We start from the raw sequence: 17,887 nt of genomic DNA, 5'->3' as shown, positions 1-17,887 counted from the left end.
GCTGCCCCCGTGTGCCGCGTTGGTCGCCCCATACCGGAACCGATAGCATTGACGGTGGCTGGCTGTGGTCCCCGTATGCCACAAGCTATGAAGCCTTAACTTTGAATAGGAGACACCCGTGTCAGATGCCCAGCAGATCACCCTTCTCGTCGATGGCGAAGAGACCAAGGTGACTACCGGGACAACCGGTGCGGAACTCTTCTTTGAGCGCCGTGACGTTGTTGTTGCCCGCGTCAACGGCGAGCTGAAGGACCTTGACCAGGAACTTCCCGAAGGCGCCGAGGTGGAGGGCGTCACCATTGATTCGCCCGACGGACTGAACGTCCTGCGCCACTCCACCGCCCATGTCATGGCCCAGGCTGTGCAGCAGTTGCGCCCCGACGCCAAGCTCGGCATCGGCCCGTACATCACCGACGGCTTCTACTTCGACTTCGACGTTGCCGAGCCCTTCACCCCCGAGGACCTCAAGACCCTCGAAAAGATGATGCTGAAGATCATCAACCAGAACCAGAAGTTCGTCCGCCGCGTGGTCAGCGAGGACGAGGCCCGCGAAGCCATGAAGAACGAGCCCTACAAGCTTGAACTTTTGGGCAAGAAGAACGAAGCCGCCGAAGCCGGGGAAGGCGTGAACGTCGAAGTCGGCGCCGGCGACATCACCATCTACGACAACGTCGAGCGCAAGGAAGGCACCACCGTCTGGTGCGACCTCTGCCGCGGCCCGCACCTGCCCAACACGAAGCTCATCTCCAACGCCTTCGCCCTGACCCGTTCGTCGTCGGCCTACTGGCTGGGCAACCAGAAGAACCAGCAGCTCCAGCGCATCTACGGCACCGCCTGGCCCACCAAGGATGCCCTGAAGGCTTACCAGGAGCGCATCGCCGAGGCCGAGCGCCGCGACCACCGCAAGCTCGGCTCCGAACTGGACCTGTTCTCCTTCCCTGACGAACTGGGCTCGGGCCTTCCTGTCTTCCACCCCAAGGGCGGCATCATCCGCAAGGAGATGGAGGATTACTCACGCCAGCGCCACGTCGAGGCCGGCTACGAGTTCGTCTACACCCCGCACATCACCAAGGGCCACCTGTACGAGGTCTCGGGCCACCTGGACTGGTACAGGGACGGCATGTTCCCCCCGATGCACGTCGACCCTGAACTCAACGAGGACGGCACCGTCCGCAAGCCCGGCCAGGACTACTACCTGAAGCCGATGAACTGCCCCATGCACAACCTGATCTTCCGCTCCCGCGGCCGGTCCTACCGCGAACTGCCGCTGCGGCTGTTCGAATTCGGTTCGGTATACCGCTACGAGAAGTCCGGCGTGGTGCACGGCCTCACCCGTGTCCGGGGCATGACACAGGACGACGCCCACATCTACTGCACCCGCGGGCAGATGAAGGACGAACTCACCAAGACACTGACCTTCGTCCTGGACCTGCTCAAGGACTACGGGCTGAATGACTTCTACCTGGAGCTCTCCACCAAGGACCCTGAGAAGTACGTCGGCGACGACGCCACCTGGGAGGAAGCCACCGCCACCCTCGCCGAGGTGGCCCAGGAGTCCGGGCTGGAGCTTGTGCCCGATCCGGGCGGAGCCGCCTTCTACGGCCCCAAGATTTCCGTGCAGGCCAAGGATGCCCTGGGCCGCACCTGGCAGATGTCCACCATCCAGCTGGACTTCAACCTGCCCGAGCGCTTCGAGCTCGAGTACCAGGCCGCCGATGGCAGCCGCCAGCGTCCCGTGATGATCCACCGTGCACTCTTCGGATCGGTGGAGCGCTTCATGGGTGTCCTTACCGAGCACTACGCCGGGGCTTTCCCCGCGTGGCTGGCCCCGGTCCAGGTCGTGGGCATCCCGGTGGCGGAGGCATTCAACGACTACATGTTCGACGTCGTAGGCCAGCTCAAGGCGGCGGGTATCCGTGCCGAGGTGGACACGACCTCGGACCGCTTCCCCAAGAAGATCCGCACCGCCAGCAAGGACAAGATCCCGTTCGTGCTGATCGCGGGCGGGGACGACGCCGAGGCGGGCGCCGTTTCATTCCGCTTCCGCGACGGAAGCCAGGACAACGGTGTGCCTGTTGCTGAGGCAGTCAAGCGCATCACCGAAGCCGTCCGCAACCGGACCAGCTAGCCGAACGGAAACAGCACAGTGCAGGAGAACACAGGCGCAGGATATCCAGGCGATGCCGGCGTTACCGACGACTTTGCCCTCGCCGGTGTCCCGGACGCCTTCCAGCGCCTGTGGACTCCGCACCGCATGGCCTACATCAAGGGCGGCCAGCACCAGTTCAAAAATGAGGACGACTGCCCGTTCTGCGTCGGCCCCGCCCGCACAGACGAAGAAGCGCTCATCGTCTACCGTGGCCGGACCTGCTATGTGGTGCTGAACCTGTTCCCCTATAACCCGGGCCACCTGCTGGTTTGCCCCTACCGGCACATCCCGGATTACACCGACCTCACGGTCGAGGAAACAGCGGAGTTCGCCGAACTCACCCAGACCGCCATGCGGGTCCTCCGAAAGGTCTCCAATCCCGGCGGCTTCAACCTGGGCATGAACCAGGGCGTGGTTGGTGGTGCGGGAATCTCCGCACACCTGCACCAGCACATTGTGCCGCGCTGGGGCGGGGACGGGAATTTCTTCCCCATCATCGCCCAGACCAAAGCCATCACCCAGACCCTTGACGAGGTCCGGCAGCAAGTGGCTGACGCCTGGCCCGGGGAATCGGATGCTGAATAGGCATGCCCGCGGTTTCTTCACCGCACTGTTCACCCCGCTGGCCCGCTGGCTCCTGAAAATCGGTGTCTCCCCGGACGCGGTAACCATTCTCGGAACCGCCGGGGTTGCCGCCGGAGCCCTGGTTTTCTACCCGCTGGGCCAGCTTTTCTGGGGGACGGTCTTCATTACCGCCTTCATTTTTTCCGATGTCCTGGACGGCATCATGGCCAGGATGCAGAACGTCAAAAGCCGCTGGGGAAACTTCCTCGACTCCACGCTTGACCGCATCGCCGACGGTGCACTCTTCGCCGGGGTGTCCATTTGGTTCTTCACCGGAGGCACCAACGCGGCCATCGCCGTCTGCGCCCTGCTGTGCCTGGTGCTGGGCATGGTGGTCTCGTACGCCCGTGCCAAGGCAGAGTCGCTGGGGTTTACCGCCAACGTCGGCATCGCTGAGCGGGCCGAACGCCTGGTTTCGGTGCTGGTGGTCACAGGCCTGACCGGACTGGGGCTGCCGGAGGTGGTGCTCCTGGCGACCCTTGTCCTCCTGGCGGCGGCGAGCCTCGTCACTGTGGTACAGCGCGTTCTTTCGGTGCGCCGGCAGGCTCTGGCGGAGCCTACGCCCGCTGATTAAGCATGATTAAGCCTGCCGTGCAGCGGGGGTCTAGTATATAAGTGCCCGGTCAAGCGACCCGGCAACCCGTGCGTGCACCTCCGGCAGCTGCCGCCGCATGCCCGGCGAAGATCATCTGTCTACCCATAGGGGTTTTTGTGTCTACACCTGATGTAAGCAACGAGGCCGGTTCGTCCGCGAACAGCGTCACGGGCAGCAGCCGCGTGAAGCGTGGCATGGCCGAGATGCTCAAGGGCGGCGTCATCATGGACGTCGTCAACGTCGAACAGGCCCGCATCGCCGAAGACGCCGGTGCCGTGGCAGTCATGGCGCTGGAGCGTGTTCCGGCTGATATCCGCGCCCAGGGCGGCGTGTCCCGCATGTCCGATCCCGACATGATCGACCAGATCATCGACGCCGTGTCCATCCCGGTGATGGCAAAGGCCCGCATCGGCCACTTCGTGGAGGCCCAGGTCCTGCAGTCCCTCGGCGTCGACTACATCGACGAGTCCGAGGTGCTCACCCCGGCCGACTACGTCAACCACATCGACAAGTGGAACTTCAACGTTCCCTTCGTCTGTGGTGCCACCAACCTCGGTGAGGCCCTGCGCCGCATCAACGAGGGTGCGGCCATGATCCGGTCCAAGGGCGAGGCCGGCACCGGCGACGTCTCCAACGCCACCGGGCACATGCGCAAGATCCGCTCCGAGATCGCCAAGCTCGCCGCACTGCCCGAGGACGAGCTGTACGTGGCCGCCAAGGAACTTCAGGCCCCGTACGAACTGGTCAAGGAAGTCGCCGCTGCCGGCAAGCTCCCCGTGGTCCTGTTCACCGCAGGCGGCATCGCCACCCCCGCTGACGCTGCCATGATGATGCAGCTCGGCGCCGACGGCGTCTTCGTCGGCTCCGGCATCTTCAAGTCCGGCAACCCCGCCCAGCGCGCCGCCGCCGTCGTCAAGGCCACCACCTTCTTCGACGACCCCGACGTGATCGCCAAGGCCTCCCGCGGGCTCGGCGAAGCCATGGTGGGCATCAACGTCGACGAGATCCCCCAGCCGCACCGCCTCGCCGAGCGCGGCTGGTAATTTCGCTGTTGTGGGGCGCCCGGCGGCGCTGATCCTCTGCGTGCTATTCCCCGCGTCCCGCTAAAGCCGCTTCGCGGCGAGCCGGGACGCGGGGCCCCTTTTACGCACGCTGCCGGATCACCACCGCCTGGCGCTTCGGCTTTGTTTTTAACTTACGACGCCGGTCCCTCACCTTTTTAGGTGGGGGACCGGTGTCGTTGTTGGTTGAGCTTGTTGAAACCCCGTCGATTGCTCCGTAACGGCCCTTTTGGAGGCTCAAAACGGCGTTTACGGAGCAATCGATGGGGGTTACTCGAGGCCGCGGCGCTTGAGCAGGGGATCCAGCCCGGCTTCGCGGCCCCTCAGGATCCGGAAGGACTCCAGGGGGTCCCGGCTGTTGCCGCGGCTGAGCAGTTCCTGCCGGAAGCGGTCGCCGTTGGCCCTGGTGAGGCCGCCGTTTTCCGTGAACCAGTCGACCGTTTCGGCGTCCAGCACCTCGCTCCAGATATAGGAGTAGTAGCCCGCCGCGTAGCCGGCGCCGGCGAAGATGTGCTGGAAGTAGCCCGTCCGGTAGCGGGGCGGGATCAGCGGATGCGCAATCCCTGCCGCAGCCAGGGCCTTTGCCTCAAACTCCAGGGCATCATCCTGAACGTCGCCCGGCTCCAGCGTGTGCCACGCCAGGTCCAGGAGGGCTGCGCCCAGGTACTCGGTGGTGGCAAACCCTTCGCCCCAGAGCCGGGATTCCTCCAGGCGGTCCACCACGTCCCGGGGAAGGGGTTCGCCGGTGACGTGGTGGCGCGCGAAGTTGGATAACACCTCCGGCCACATGATCCACATTTCGTTGACCTGCGAGGGATACTCCACGAAGTCCCGCGGCACGGAGGTGCCGGAGAAGCGGGGGTACGTGACGCTGGAAAACAGGCCGTGCAGCGCGTGGCCGAACTCGTGGAACAGGGTCCGGAGCTCGTCCAGGGTGAGGAGCGTCGGCTCGCCCGCCGGCGGCTTGGAAATGTTGAGCGTATTGGTTACCACGGGCCTGGTGCCCAGCAGTCCCGACTGGTCCACGAGCGAGTTCATCCACGCTCCGCCGCGTTTGCTTTCACGCGCGTAGTAGTCGCCCAGGAAGAGCCCCAGCCCGGTTCCGTCCCCGTCCCGGACTTCCCAGATCCGGACGTCCGGGTGGTAGGCCGTCAGGTCGGGCCGCTGGTGGAAGGTGATCCCGTACAGCGCCGTGGCGGCAAAGAACACTCCATCCGTGATCACCCGGTCCAGCTCAAAGTACGGACGGAGGGCCTGCTCATCAACGTCGTACTTCTCCCGCCGTACCTTTGCCGAATAGTAAGCCCAGTCCCAGGCCTCCAGGGGATGCCCGGCGACGTCCGCCAGGGCAGCTGCCTCGGCGTCGGCGTTGCGGACAGCCGCCGGCGCCATCCGGCCCAGCATCGCTTGCACTGCCTCAAAATCCGGCGCCGTCTGGCGGTCCGCGACAAGTTCGGCGTAGTTCGCGAAACCCAGCAGTTGGGCCTTTTCGGCCCGCAACCCGGCCATGTCCTTGGCGAGGTCCAGGACATCCAGGTTTCCGCCGCCGCTGCCCCTTGCCACGGATGCCTCGAACAGGCGACGGCGGACGTCCCGGTTCTCGAGCGAGGCCAGGGCAGGCTGGTTGCCGGGCTGCACCAGGGTGAGCAGGTACTTGCCCTCGTGTCCGGCAGTGCGGGCTGCTTCCGCGGCGCTGGCGACGTCGTCAGCCGGCAGGCCTGCGAGCTCGCCGGCGTCCTCCAACAGCAGCGCCGCAGACTTCATCCCTTCCTTGACCCGCTGGCCGTACTCCGTGCCCAGCCGTGCCAGGTCCGCGTTGATGGCACGCAGCCGCTCCTGGCCCGGTGCGTCGAGCTGGATGCCGGATTGGCGGAATTCCTTGAGGTACTCCTCCACCAGGCGCGCTGATTCGGGATCCAGGCCGTCCGTATCGATGGCGGCAAACCGCTCGTACAACGCTCTATTGAGGTACACCTCGTCCTCGTGGGCCGGGAAGCGCGGCGAAAGCCTGGTCTCAAGTTCCCGGATCTCCGCGGAGGCGTCCGCTGACACCAAGGTGTAAAACGCTGCGGCTGCCCTGTTAAGGAGCTGTCCGGAGCGTTCCATGGCCAGGGCCGTGTTTTCGAAGGTTGCCGGCTGGGTGTTGCCAGTGATGGCCTGGATCTCGGCCAGGTGTGCTGCCAATCCTTCTTCGATTGCGGCGCCGTACTGGCCTGCGGTGAGGGCCTCGAAAGGGGGGAGGCCATAGGGCAGGGGGCTGGCGGCAAGGAGGGGGTTGGTCATGGGCTAAACCTTTCACAGCGGGGCGCGCTTCTCAATCACATGCAATGGGCGTGGTGATCCCAGCCGGCATACCTACAATTGCGGCTATGGGGTCCGGTCCGGACCCCATTTCGCGCGTCCTGCAGGGCAGACGCACGGGATTGGCAGTGACGAAGGGACCTTGCTCAATGAGCAACCATGGAACGACGCCGGCAGCTGCCTTCCTGGGTATCCCGCTCCGATGGATCGGTCCGGGCGCAATAACAGTCGTCGTGGCTGCCTACGGCATCTTCTGGTACCTGGCGCGGCCGGCGGGCGAACCGTTGCCCAGGCACGTTGGCCAGCTCTTCGGCGGTGAATCCGTGCTGCTGTATTCCGTCGCCCTGGTCCTGGTCAGCACCCTTCCGCACGTGGAACCAGTGTTCGGTGGAATTGACCACGCCGCCATCTGGCACCGCCGTGCGGCCATAACGGCTACTGTCCTGCTTCTGCCGCACATCGAGCTGGCCTCAAACCCGGAGGCAACAAGCGTGGGAAAGACGCTGGCGGTGGTGGCCATATCCGGCTTGGCCGCCCTGGTGGTGTGGGCGGTGCTGCCGCGTTGGCGGACCATGCTGCCCGCCCCGGCCAGACGCCTGGTCGTTGCAGCGCTGCAGGCCAAAGGAGTCCGCCTGGTGGTACGGCTGCTGGGCGGTTATGAACGCTGGCGCGGCTTCCACCGCCTCACAGGGCTGTTCGTCGCAGCCGGGTTCCTGCACGGACTGTTCGATGCCAGCGCGTTTGAGGCGGCGCCCGGCCTGCGGTGGAGTTATGTGGCAATTGGCGGAACGGGGATGGCGTTCTACGTTTACCGGGAACTGCTGGCGCGGCGGTTCCTGCCCCATCACGACTACCAGGTGGCCGGTGTCCGCCCGGTCGCTGCAGACTTGGTGGAAGTAGCCCTCCGGCCACTGGGCCGTCCGCTGGAGTTCAAACCCGGGCAGTTCGCCATGGTCTACCTTGAAACGGCGGATGGCTGGCAGCGGCACCCTTTTTCCATCTCGGGTCCCGCACCGGAAGGTGGAATCAGCATCACGGTCAAAGCGCTGGGAGACCACACCACACGGCTGCCCGACGTGGTCCAGCCGGGAATGCCTGCCGTTGTGGGCGGCCCCTACGGCCGCTTTGACCGGCACAGGGGCACTGCCCGCCAGGTCTGGATAGCGGGCGGCGTGGGGATCACACCCTTCCTCAGCTGGGTGCGGTCGCTGGAAACAGCGGGGACGGACGTGCCCGGGGAGGTGGACTTCTTCGTTACCTCGGCCGGCCCCTCACCGTTTGCCGATGAGATCCTCGCCACCGCCAGGAACCACCCGTGGCTTCATATCCATGTGGTCGACACCGAAACAGACGGGCGGCTGACTCCGGAAGCGGTCCTTGCGGCTGTGGACACGGAGCCACGTCAGCTGTCCGTCTTCATGGGTGGACCCGATGCCATGCTGCGGCAGTTCCGCAGGGCCTTCCGGGCAGCCGGTGTCCGCCGGGCCAACATCCACCGGGAGTACTTCCAGTGGCGGTAATCCAGGCAGTTGCCGCCTAACGGGGCCGGCGTCCGGCGTGCTCCCGTGCCAGGACCGCATAGGTGTCGTCAGGGCTGCCGGGGGAGAAGCTGCCGAACTTGCGCTCCGCGGCGGTGCGGATGAGGAAGTCGGCGATGGCAGGGTTCTTGGGAAGCAGGGAACCGTGCAGGTAGCTGGCTACGATGTTGCGGTACCGAGCCCCTTCCTGGCCGTCGTTGCTGTTGTTTCCCGTCCCTTTTGCCACGGTTCCCAGCGGGCGTACGCCGCTGCCCAGGGTGGTCTGGCCGCTGTGGTTTTCGTAGCCCAGGACCTCGCCGAACTCGGTGGTTGAGACCTTGACGTTGCCGATCAGGCGCTCATCCGTGCCGTGCGTTTCCACGTCCAGGACGCCGATGCCCGGAATGACGGTGCCGGTGCGCGTTTTGAAGAACCTGCCAAAAAGCTGGTACAGGCCGCAGATCACCAGCATGGGGGCGCCGTCCTCGGCCAGCTCCTTCACGTGGCCGGCCCGGGCCTGCAGGTCGTCCTGGATGACCAGCTGCCCGCTGTCCTGCCCGCCGCCGCCGACGATGATGTCCACGTCCTCGGGGAAGGGGTCGCCCACGTTGTACTCGAGCAGTTCGGGCGTATAGCCGTGCCAGGCGGTGCGGCGCTGGAGGACCAGGGCATTGCCCCAGTCTCCGTAGATGTTCATGTCCCGCGGGTACAGCTGGACTACCCGAAGGGTGCCTTTGGACTGGTTGCCAGCTTCCGTTGCTTCTGCCGGACTCATGAGACAACCTCCACGGTGGTGATTTTGGAAAGTTCGCGGCGGATGGCGAGCATGGCGGTGTAGGTGCAGAAGATCCGCTTGGGTTTGCCCTGGCCTTCCCGGATAAAGGCGGCGAGGGCGTCGGGGATGTCGGTGTCCACACCCCCCACTGGAACTTCGTCGTACTGCAGCCGCAGTGCCATGTCGTAGGCGCGCGACCCGGTCAGCAGGTCCACACCGCCGCCGCGAAGCGAATCGAATTCCACGTCCCACAGCCAGGACATGTCCCGGCCGTCGGCGTAGTTGTCGTTGATGGCGATCATGGTGGCGTAGCCGCCTGCGGGGAAGGACTTCAGCCCCAGCCGGAAGCCGCTCGGGTTCTTGACCAACACCAGGTCCAGGGGCTGGCCGTCAACGGTCAGGCTTTCACCGCGGCCGAAGGCGGGCGCCACCTGGGACAGCGCCTGCAGCAGGGTTTCGTGGTTCGTTGTGGCGGCGCCGCCGCCGCAAATGCTGCGGGCGAGGGTCAGGGCCGCGGCCGCATTGAAGATGTTGTAGACGCCGCGCAGCTTCATCGCCGTGGTGACCGTACCGCCGTCGTACTCAAATTCGGCGCTGTCCGCGCCCACCTTGCGGAGTACGACGTCGGCCTGCGGCTTTGCGGGCAGGCCCGCCGGGGCGGGGCTCCCGGGAGCGGAGCGCATGTCATCGTCGTTGGGGAAGGTGGCCAGCAGGGAATCGTCGAGGCCGAAGTACTTGACGTCCTGCCCGGTCAGCGTTTCCGCGATCCTGGCAACCCGCGGGTCCTCACGGTTCAGGACCACGGTTCCCGTGGTCTTGGCGGCGATGTGCTGGAGCAGCTGTGCGGTCTTGTCGATCTCGCCAAAGCGGTCCAGCTGGTCGCGAAGCACATTGAGCAGCAGGCAATAGCGGGGCGGGACACTGTTGACGAAATGGACGGCGTGGGCCTCGTCAAGTTCCAGGACGGCAATGTCCGCGTCCAGCCTGCCGCGCCAGTCCACTTCGCCGAGGAGGGCCGCCGCCACGCCCCTGGTGAAGTTGCTGCCGGTCCGGTTGGTGAATACCTTCAGGCCCTGGCTTTCCAGGAGTTCAACCACCATTTTGGTGGTGGTGGTCTTGCCGTTGGTGCCGCTGACCACAGCCACGCCGTGGGGAAGGGTGGTGAGTGTCCGCCGCATGAAGCCGGGGTCGATTTTCTCCACCACCAGGCCTGGAAGTGCGGAGCCGCCGCCGCGCAGCCGGGAGACCCTGCGGACCAGCTTGCCGAGCGGAACACTGAAGAAGACCATGTTTCGAATATATCCCAGCAGCGGCATGCAACCTTTGCCGGGGGCCACCTGCCTGCAGCAGCCGGCAGGCCGGGACCGTATGCTGGAAGGATGACAAACCCCCCTTCTGCTGATCCTGCGCGCGTGGGCTCGGGCCTTCGGATTGGTGTCCTGGCCCTCCAGGGCGACTTCCGCGAGCACCTGCGCGCCGCGGAAGCCACCGGCGCACAGGGCATCGCGGTCCGCCGGCCGGCTGAGTTGGATGGCCTGGACGGCCTCATCATTCCCGGCGGCGAATCCACCACGATCGATAAGCTGGCGCGTGCCTTCGACCTTGCGGACCCCCTGCGCAAGTACATTGCCGAGGGCCTTCCTGTCTATGGCTCCTGCGCGGGTATGATCCTGCTGGCCGCAGACATCGCCGATCCTGCCACCGACCTTTCCGGGGCCCCGCAGCAGACCTTTGGCGGCCTGGACATCACCGTCCGCCGCAACGCCTTCGGCCGGCAGCGGGAGTCCTTCGAAACGGACCTGGACTTCAAGGGACTGGACTTCAGCGCGACCGCTTCGGGGGTGGAACCGGTGCACGCCGTCTTCATCCGCGGCCCCTGGGTGGAACGGGCGGGGCCGGACGTGGAGGTCCTGGCCCAGGTGGAACCTGCGGACCCCGGCCAGGCATCGCACGCCGCAGCGCTCCCCGGGGCGGCTAGAATTGTCGCAGTGCGTTCCGGCCAGCTGCTGGCCACCTCCTTCCATCCGGAAGTGACCGGCGAAAAACGCGTACACGAACTTTTTATCCGCATGATCAGAGGAGAAGCGTAAAGCCATGTCAGGCCACTCCAAATGGGCAACGACCAAGCACAAGAAGGCGATCATTGACAGCCGCCGCGCCAAGTCGTTCGCCAAGCTGATCAAGAACATCGAAGTTGCCGCCCGCATGGGCGGACCGGACCTCGCCGGCAACCCCGGCCTGGAACTTGCCGTGACCAAGGCCAAGAAGACCTCGGTCCCCAACGACAACATTGACCGCGCCATCAAGCGCGGCGCCGGCCTGACCGGTGAAGTGGTGGACTACACCGAAATCATGTACGAGGCCCGCGGCCCCCAGGGCTCCGCCCTGCTGATCGAGTGCCTCACCGACAACAAGAACCGGGCTGCTTCCGAAGTCCGCCTTGCCATCTCCCGCAACGGCGGAACCATCGCCGACCCGGGTTCGGTCAGCTACCTCTTCACCCGCAAGGGCGTGGTGAACCTGCCCAAGAACGGCCTGAGCGAGGACGACGTCCTGATGGCCGTGCTGGACGCGGGCGCGGAGGAAGTCAAGGACAACGGCGAGACCTTCGAGATCCATTCGGAACCGGGTGACCTCCAGGCCATCCGCGAAGCACTGGCTGAAGCCGGCATTGAATACGACACTGATGAAGTTGAGTTCGTTCCTTCCATGCAGGTGGAACTCGATGTCGACGGCGCCCGGAAGTTCCTGAAGCTGGCAGACGCCCTGGAGGAACTCGACGACGTGCAGAACGTCTACAGCAACGCCGACCTCAGCGACGAAGTCCAGGCCGCCCTGGAATCAGAGTGACGTCCGGCTTTGCCAGCTAAACCACCACGCAAGGCCCGCCCCGGCCTGCCGGCCGCGGCGGGCCGGAAGTGACCCTCCGCGTCCTTGGCGTAGACCCCGGCCTCACCCGTTGCGGCATCGGCGTGGTGGATGTTGAACGCAACCGGCGGGCCAGCATGGTGGCGGTAGGGGTCGTGGGCACGTCCCCGGACGAGACCCTTGACCGGCGCCTGCTGGTGATCGCCACGGCCATCGACGAGTGGCTGGACCGCTACGAACCGGAAGTCCTCGCCGTCGAACGCGTGTTCTCGCAGCTCAACGTCAGCACGGTAATGGGTGTGGCCCAGGCGTCCGGCGTAGTGATCGCCGCGGCGGCCCGCCGCGGCATCCCGGTGGCGCTGCATACGCCGTCGGAAGTCAAGGCGGCCGTGACCGGGAGCGGAACCTCGAACAAGGATGCCGTAACCAAGCTGGTCACCAAGATCCTCCGGCTTGACGCTCCGCCCCGGCCGGCTGACGCCGCCGATGCGCTGGCGCTGGCCATCACCCATGCATGGCGGGCCGGGAGCGGGGCCGCCGTGGCCACCACCGGTCCCGGCAGTTCGGCCCTGACGCCGGCCCAGCGGGCCTGGGCGGAAGCCGAGGCGAAAGCGCGCCGTGCACGCTGATTGTCCCTGCCGCTTGCTAGGGTATTCGTAGATATGTTCGGATAGCCGGGTTCTCGCTTACGAGTCCGGCAGTACAACGGGAGCCCGGCTTTGATCAGTTTCCTCCGCGGAACCGTAGCGCACGTAGGCCTGTCCACGGCCGTGATTGACCTCAACGGTGCCGGGATGAGCGTCAACGCCACTCCGCAGACGCTCAGCCGGCTGCGCGTGGGCGAAGAGGGCCAGCTGTTCACGTCCTTGATTGTCCGGGAGGACTCGCTGACGCTCTTCGGCTTTTCTTCCGACGACGAACGGGAAGTCTTTGACGTCCTGCTCAGCGTCAGCGGGGTCGGCCCCCGGCTGGCACTCGCCGTGCTTGCCGTCCACGATCCTGAAGCGGTCCGGGTTGCCGCGCATACCGGGGACAGCAAGACCTTCACCAAGGTTCCCGGGATCGGGCCCAAGGTGGCCGGCCGAATCGTGCTGGAGCTGGCCGGGAAGCTCGTCCCGCACGGAACCCCCGCAGCTGCCGGCGCCGCCACCCCTGCCGAAGCTGCCTGGAAGCCCCAGGTGGTGGCCGCCATGACCAGCCTTGGCTGGTCCGAAAAAGACGCCTCAGCCAGCATCGACAAGGCCCTCGCCGATGATCCGGAAGTATCGTTCCGCGGCAACGTGCCGGAAATCCTGCGGACCACCCTCCGGTGGCTGGGCCAGGACGGGGCCCGGGCCGGCAACCGCGTAGGCACCCGTGGCTGAACCGTCACTGGTCGCAGCGGGGGAGGAGCCGGAGGAGCGGGCCATCGAAGCGGCCCTGCGGCCCAAGAACCTTGATGATTTCGTGGGCCAGCACCGGGTACGGAAGCAACTCTCGCTGGTGCTGCAGGCTTCCCGGATGCGTGGGCGGACCGCGGACCACGTGCTGTTTTCCGGTCCGCCGGGCCTGGGCAAGACCACCCTCGCCATGATCGTGGCCGCGGAAATGAACGCTCCCTTGCGCCTCAGCAGCGGCCCTGCCATCCAGCATGCCGGCGACCTCGCCGCCATCCTGTCCTCGCTGTCAGAGGGCGAGGTCCTGTTCCTCGACGAGATCCACCGTATGTCGCGGCCCGCCGAGGAAATGCTGTACATGGCCATGGAGGACTTCCGCGTCGACATCGTGGTGGGCAAGGGCGCCGGTGCCACCGCCATTCCACTGGAGCTGCCGCCGTTCACCCTGGTGGGTGCCACCACCCGGGCCGGGCTGCTCCCGGGGCCGTTGCGCGACCGGTTCGGCTTCACCGGGCACCTCGAGTTCTACTCCGTCGCGGAGCTGGAGCTGGTCCTGCGCCGTTCAGCCGGGCTGCTGGACCTCAAGGTCAACTCCGCAGGATTCGCCGAAATCGCCGGCCGTTCGCGCGGCACGCCGCGTATCGCCAACCGCCTGCTGCGCCGGGTCAGGGACTGGGCGCTGGTGCACGGAGTCGAGCAAATCGATGCCCGGGCCGCCTCCGCCGCCCTCGACATGTACGAGGTGGACAAGAAGGGGCTGGACCGGCTGGACCGCGCCGTCCTCGACGCCCTGATTACCAAGTTCGGCGGCGGTCCTGTCGGCCTGTCCACGCTTGCCATCGCGGTGGGTGAGGAAACCGAAACGGTGGAAACCGTGGCCGAGCCTTTCCTGGTCCGCGAAGGCCTGCTGGGACGTACGCCCCGGGGCAGGATCGCGATGGCGCCGGCCTGGACCCATCTGGGGTACGCCATTCCGTCCGGCGTCTTCGCGCAGGAACAGCTGGACCTTTTCGAACCCGGCGGGGACGCCGAAGCAGCCGGGGACTGGGCCCCGGAGAGCCAATAGCAGGCTCCGTTCAGCTTTTCCCTTTAGACTGGTATGACGCCCGGCACGCTCGGGTCTTTGTTTCGCGGGTGGCCCTGACGCCCCCGTCGCTTGGGGAAGGACTTGTAAGGCGTCCTGCCTGCGCAGCCAACCACCCCGGCCGAAGCGAGGCCGACGTCGCTGGAAAACCAGCAGCACCACGCAAAAGAACGGAATTCCCCTTGGATCCAATGTCAATTCTCCTGTTCGTCATGCTCGGCGTGTTCATCTTCATGATGTTCCGCCGCAACAAGAAGACGCAGCAGCAGCAGGCAGAGCTCCAGTCGAAGTTTGGCCCGGGCGTGGAGGTCATGACCAGCTTTGGCCTTTTCGGCCGGATCGTGGACATCGACGACGCCGACAACAAGGTCACCCTTGAACTTTCCCCCGGCAACCTGGCCACCGTCCACCGCCAGGCAGTCACCAAGGTCGTCGAGCCTGCCGCGGAGGCCACCGTCGAACCTGCCGAGGCTGCGCCGGTAGTGCCGGATGACGCATCCTCACTGACCGCCCCGGAAGCCGGGAGCACCGCCACGGGTACCGAGACCCCGGAAGAAACCCTGAAGCGCCTCAACGATGAGGGCAAGAAGGACAGCTAGGCCTGCCGGCCCCTTCACCCCTCTACCGCTGCGGACCACCGCCGGCGCAGGTAACAACCCGCGACGGCGGTTCTTCCGCGAATAAGAGAAAGATCGACAATGGCACGAACTGGCCGCAAGAAACCAGGGCTCCGCGTCCTGGTCTGGCTTGGTGTACTTCTCGCAGCGCTGACCGCAGTCCTGGCCGGCGGCACCGTCGCAGGGCAGGCCAGCTGGGCACCCAAACTGGCCCTGGACCTCGAGGGCGGCACCCAGATGATCCTGGCGCCCAAGGTGGAGGGCGGTTCGGACATCAACGAACAGCAACTCAACCAGGCCGTGGCGATCATCCGGCAGCGTGTTGACGGCTCCGGCGTGTCCGAAGCCGAAATCAGCACCCAGTCAGGGCGCAACGTGGTGGTCAGCCTTCCCGGCACGCCCTCAGCGGAAACCCGGAACCTGATCCAGGCTTCCGCGGACATGAACTTCCGTCCGGTCCTTCTCAACGGCGACGGCGCAGCGGTGCCGCCGGAGAAGCAAACCCCCGAAGACCAGCTGCCCAAGCCCACGGCCGAGCCGGCCAACAGCAGTGACACCAACTGGATCACTCCGGAGATCTACAAGCAGTTCGAAGCACTGGACTGCAACAGCGCTCCAGAGAAGTCCCAGCGCTCCGATCCCACCAAGCCCCTGGTGACCTGCGAGCCGGCCACTGACAAGTCCCCGGCCATCAAATACATCCTTGGCCCGGTAGAGGTAAAAGGGACGAACATTGTTACCTCGTCCTTTCAGCTGCAGCAGGGTGCTCAGGGCGCCGTTACCAACGACTGGGCTGTCAACATCCAGTTCGACGCCGACGGCACGGCCAAGTTCAAGGACGTTACCCAGCGCCTGAACCAGTTCTACGTGGCTGCCGGCGGCGAGTCCGGCACCGACCCCAAATCCCAGTTCGCCATTGTGCTGGACGACCAGGTCATTTCCGCCCCGCGTTCGCTGGCCGTCATCACTGACGGGCGCCCGCAGATCACCGGCGGCTTCACCGAGCAGACGGCTAAGGCGCTGTCCGACCAGTTAAAGTTCGGCGCCCTTCCCATCAGCTTCGACATCCAGAGCGAGCAGCAAATCTCCGCGACGCTCGGTGGTGAACAGCTGCGCATGGGCCTGCTGGCCGGGCTCATCGGGCTCCTGCTCGTGGTGGTCTATTCGCTGTTCCAGTACCGGGCCCTGGGCTTCGTCACCATTGCCTCGCTGGTAGTCGCCGGTGCCCTGACGTACCTGGCCATCGCGATCCTGGGCTGGACGGAGAATTACCGGCTGTCCCTGGCAGGCGTTGCCGGCATCATCGTGGCCATCGGCCAGACGGCCGACTCCTTCATCGTCTACTTCGAGCGGATCCGAGACGAACTGCGCGAAGGGCGCGGACTGGTGTCCGCCGTCGAAAACGGCTGGAAGCGTGCCAAGCGCACGGTTCTTGCCTCCAAGGCCGTCAACCTCCTGGCCGCCCTCGTCCTGTACTTCGTGGCGGTAGGCAACGTCCGTGGCTTTGCGTTCACGCTGGGCCTGACGGCCATCGCCGACCTCATCGTGGTATTCATGTTCACCCACCCCACGCTGCAGCTGCTGGCCCGTACCCGGTTCTTCGGTGAAGGCCACAAGTTCTCCGGCCTGGACCCGGAGCGGCTGGGCGCCGTGCCGCTGTACCGCGGCGCCGGCCGTGTCCGCACTCCCGAGGACAAGCCCGTGGTGGTCCGCACCAAGAACACCGGTGCAGCGGCAGAAGCCGAGCGCCGCATGACCATCGCCGAACGGCGCCTTGCGGAGAAGCAGGAACAGCTTGCCGGCTCCTCCAAGACGTCCGCGAAGGAGGACAAGTAATGTCAGGCTTCGCCACATTCGGCAACGAGCTCTACACCGGAAAGCGTTCCTACGACTTTGTAGGGGCCAAGAAGATCTGGTTCATCATCGCCCTGGTGGGAGTGGCGCTGTCCATCATCATCCCGGTGGCCAAGGGCGGCTTCAACCTCGGCATCGAGTTCCGCGGAGGCTCCGAGTTCACGGTCTCGAACGTCAAGACAACGGACGCCACCATCGGCGAGAAGGCCGTGACCGACGTCGTGGCCGGCAGTGTTCCGCGCGTGGCCAACGTGGCCGGCAACACCATGCGCATCCAGACGGACAAGCTGACCGACGATGAAACCCTGCGGATCAAGCAGGGCCTCACCGGGGCCTACGGGGTGACTGACAACGAGGTGACCTCAACGTTCGTTGGCCCCACCTGGGGTGCCGACGTGACCAAGCAGGCGCTCATCGGCCTGGTGGTGTTCGTCCTCCTCGCGGCGCTGCTCATGGCCTTGTACTTCCGCACGTGGAAGATGTCCCTCTCGGCGCTTGCCGGCATGGCCGTGACCATGTTCATCACGGCGGGCGTTTATGCCCTCAGCGACTTTGAGGTCACGCCGTCAGCCATCATCGGGTTCCTGACCGTCCTCAGCTACTCGCTGTACGACACGGTGGTGGTCTTCGACAAGATCCGCGAGAACACCACCGGAATCGACGCCTCCACGCGCCGGACATTCGGTGAGGAGGTCAACCTCGCCGTCAACCAGACCCTGGTGCGCTCCATCAACACCATGATGGTGGCAATCCTACCCGTGGGCGCCATCCTGTTCATCGGGGCCGGGCTCCTCGGCGCCGGAACCCTCCGCGACCTGTCCCTTGCCTTGTTCGTCGGGATCCTGATCGGAACCGCGGCGACGATCTTCGTCGCCGCCCCGTTGTACGCGTGGCTCCGCCAGGGCGAACCGGACCTGGTCAAGCAGGCACGGCGTGTCCAGCAACGGCGTACGGAACGGTCAGTTCCGGCCTCGCCGGCCAAGGCCTGATCAGCGGACGACGACAACCGTCGTTCCTTCAAAAGCCGGGCAGCGCGTACTCCGCGCTTGCCCGGCTTTTGCGCGTC

16 protein-coding genes are annotated in these 17,887 nt (G+C 65.7%); 13 read left to right on the top strand and 3 right to left on the bottom strand.

The genetic code is table 11. The features are described 5' to 3' along the window. Positions 1 to 118: 118 nt before the first annotated feature. The 4 genes from thrS (at position 119) to pdxS (ending at position 4,411) form a co-directional block, all read left to right on the top strand. Positions 119 to 2,128 (top strand): threonine--tRNA ligase, encoded by a 2,010-nt coding sequence (gene thrS, locus AC1DIP_RS08260; protein ID WP_477733452.1) that lies wholly within the window; start codon positions 119 to 121, stop codon positions 2,126 to 2,128. Between the two features lie 18 nt (positions 2,129 to 2,146). Then, positions 2,147 to 2,734 carry an HIT family protein gene (locus tag AC1DIP_RS08255; protein ID WP_387565203.1) on the top strand — a complete coding sequence of 196 codons (588 nt, stop codon included), beginning with the start codon at positions 2,147 to 2,149 and terminating at the stop codon, positions 2,732 to 2,734. Next, entirely contained in the window at positions 2,724 to 3,347 is a 624-nt protein-coding gene (pgsA, locus tag AC1DIP_RS08250) for a phosphatidylinositol phosphate synthase (RefSeq protein WP_476211286.1), read from the top strand. The genes AC1DIP_RS08255 and pgsA overlap by 11 nt, the downstream gene beginning before the upstream one ends. 137 nt (positions 3,348 to 3,484) lie before the next feature. Beyond that, a complete protein-coding gene (gene pdxS, locus AC1DIP_RS08245) occupies positions 3,485 to 4,411 on the top strand; it encodes a pyridoxal 5'-phosphate synthase lyase subunit PdxS (protein ID WP_477733451.1) in 927 nt (308 codons plus the stop codon). A gap of 288 nt (positions 4,412 to 4,699) precedes the next feature. On the opposite strand, the gene AC1DIP_RS08240 is transcribed toward pdxS, so the two are convergent. Further along, entirely contained in the window at positions 4,700 to 6,712 is a 2,013-nt protein-coding gene (locus AC1DIP_RS08240; RefSeq protein ID WP_477733450.1) for a M3 family metallopeptidase, read from the bottom strand. 167 nt (positions 6,713 to 6,879) lie between these two features. Between AC1DIP_RS08240 and AC1DIP_RS08235 the strand changes: the two genes are divergently transcribed. After that, a complete protein-coding gene (locus AC1DIP_RS08235; RefSeq protein WP_477733449.1) occupies positions 6,880 to 8,250 on the top strand; it encodes a ferredoxin reductase family protein in 1,371 nt (456 codons plus the stop codon). A gap of 16 nt (positions 8,251 to 8,266) precedes the next feature. Here the strand turns inward: AC1DIP_RS08235 and AC1DIP_RS08230 are convergent, their stop codons facing one another. Both AC1DIP_RS08230 and AC1DIP_RS08225 read right to left on the bottom strand, forming a co-directional pair. Next, complete coding sequence (locus AC1DIP_RS08230; RefSeq protein WP_477733448.1) at positions 8,267 to 9,022, bottom strand: type 1 glutamine amidotransferase; 756 nt, start codon at positions 9,020 to 9,022, stop codon at positions 8,267 to 8,269. Then, positions 9,019 to 10,311, bottom strand: a complete 1,293-nt coding sequence (locus AC1DIP_RS08225) for a DUF1727 domain-containing protein (protein ID WP_477733447.1) — start codon at positions 10,309 to 10,311, stop codon at positions 9,019 to 9,021. Before AC1DIP_RS08225 ends, AC1DIP_RS08230 begins: the two co-directional genes overlap by 4 nt. 90 nt (positions 10,312 to 10,401) lie before the next feature. On the opposite strand from AC1DIP_RS08225, the gene pdxT reads away from it, so the two are divergent. The 8 genes from pdxT to secF all read left to right on the top strand — a co-directional run bounded on the left by pdxT (position 10,402) and on the right by secF (position 17,810). Further along, the gene (gene pdxT, locus AC1DIP_RS08220) at positions 10,402 to 11,112 is read left to right on the top strand and encodes a pyridoxal 5'-phosphate synthase glutaminase subunit PdxT (RefSeq protein ID WP_476211278.1); all 711 of its coding nucleotides are present in this window, start codon (positions 10,402 to 10,404) and stop codon (positions 11,110 to 11,112) included. Between the two features lie 4 nt (positions 11,113 to 11,116). Continuing rightward, on the top strand, positions 11,117 to 11,872 hold the full coding sequence (locus AC1DIP_RS08215; RefSeq protein ID WP_141160323.1) for a YebC/PmpR family DNA-binding transcriptional regulator: 756 nt from the start codon (positions 11,117 to 11,119) through the stop codon (positions 11,870 to 11,872). A gap of 68 nt (positions 11,873 to 11,940) precedes the next feature. Beyond that, positions 11,941 to 12,519, top strand: coding sequence for a crossover junction endodeoxyribonuclease RuvC (gene ruvC / locus AC1DIP_RS08210; RefSeq protein ID WP_141160324.1), 579 nt, complete (start codon positions 11,941 to 11,943; stop codon positions 12,517 to 12,519). A gap of 90 nt (positions 12,520 to 12,609) precedes the next feature. Continuing rightward, positions 12,610 to 13,254 carry a Holliday junction branch migration protein RuvA gene (gene ruvA, locus AC1DIP_RS08205; protein WP_477733446.1) on the top strand — a complete coding sequence of 215 codons (645 nt, stop codon included), beginning with the start codon at positions 12,610 to 12,612 and terminating at the stop codon, positions 13,252 to 13,254. Beyond that, positions 13,247 to 14,332: a Holliday junction branch migration DNA helicase RuvB gene (gene ruvB / locus AC1DIP_RS08200; RefSeq protein ID WP_476211274.1), complete on the top strand. Its 1,086-nt coding sequence runs from the start codon at positions 13,247 to 13,249 to the stop codon at positions 14,330 to 14,332. Before ruvA ends, ruvB begins: the two co-directional genes overlap by 8 nt. 209 nt (positions 14,333 to 14,541) lie before the next feature. Further along, positions 14,542 to 14,949, top strand: coding sequence for a preprotein translocase subunit YajC (gene yajC, locus AC1DIP_RS08195; RefSeq protein WP_477733445.1), 408 nt, complete (start codon positions 14,542 to 14,544; stop codon positions 14,947 to 14,949). Between the two features lie 99 nt (positions 14,950 to 15,048). Then, positions 15,049 to 16,803, top strand: a complete 1,755-nt coding sequence (gene secD / locus AC1DIP_RS08190) for a protein translocase subunit SecD (protein ID WP_477733444.1) — start codon at positions 15,049 to 15,051, stop codon at positions 16,801 to 16,803. Next, positions 16,803 to 17,810 carry a protein translocase subunit SecF gene (gene secF, locus AC1DIP_RS08185; protein ID WP_477733443.1) on the top strand — a complete coding sequence of 336 codons (1,008 nt, stop codon included), beginning with the start codon at positions 16,803 to 16,805 and terminating at the stop codon, positions 17,808 to 17,810. The genes secD and secF overlap by 1 nt, the downstream gene beginning before the upstream one ends. Positions 17,811 to 17,887 lie beyond the last annotated feature (77 nt).

Source organism: Pseudarthrobacter sp. 05T312, from assembly GCF_056396685.1.
The sequence above is the reverse complement of the archived record's forward strand: the minus strand, read 5'-3'. Positions and strand labels throughout refer to the sequence as shown.

Excerpts from the sequence above, each read along its gene's own strand:
- pgsA (WP_476211286.1), top strand. The coding sequence starts at position 2,724 with ATGCTGAATAGGCATGCCCGCGGTTTCTTCACCGCACTGTTCACCCCG.
- AC1DIP_RS08240 (WP_477733450.1), bottom strand. The coding sequence starts at position 6,712 with ATGACCAACCCCCTCCTTGCCGCCAGCCCCCTGCCCTATGGCCTCCCC.
- AC1DIP_RS08235 (WP_477733449.1), top strand. The coding sequence starts at position 6,880 with ATGAGCAACCATGGAACGACGCCGGCAGCTGCCTTCCTGGGTATCCCG.
- AC1DIP_RS08230 (WP_477733448.1), bottom strand. The coding sequence starts at position 9,022 with ATGAGTCCGGCAGAAGCAACGGAAGCTGGCAACCAGTCCAAAGGCACC.
- AC1DIP_RS08225 (WP_477733447.1), bottom strand. The coding sequence starts at position 10,311 with ATGGTCTTCTTCAGTGTTCCGCTCGGCAAGCTGGTCCGCAGGGTCTCC.
- pdxT (WP_476211278.1), top strand. The coding sequence starts at position 10,402 with ATGACAAACCCCCCTTCTGCTGATCCTGCGCGCGTGGGCTCGGGCCTT.
- AC1DIP_RS08215 (WP_141160323.1), top strand. The coding sequence starts at position 11,117 with ATGTCAGGCCACTCCAAATGGGCAACGACCAAGCACAAGAAGGCGATC.
- yajC (WP_477733445.1), top strand. The coding sequence starts at position 14,542 with ATGTCAATTCTCCTGTTCGTCATGCTCGGCGTGTTCATCTTCATGATG.
- secD (WP_477733444.1), top strand. The coding sequence starts at position 15,049 with ATGGCACGAACTGGCCGCAAGAAACCAGGGCTCCGCGTCCTGGTCTGG.
- secF (WP_477733443.1), top strand. The coding sequence starts at position 16,803 with ATGTCAGGCTTCGCCACATTCGGCAACGAGCTCTACACCGGAAAGCGT.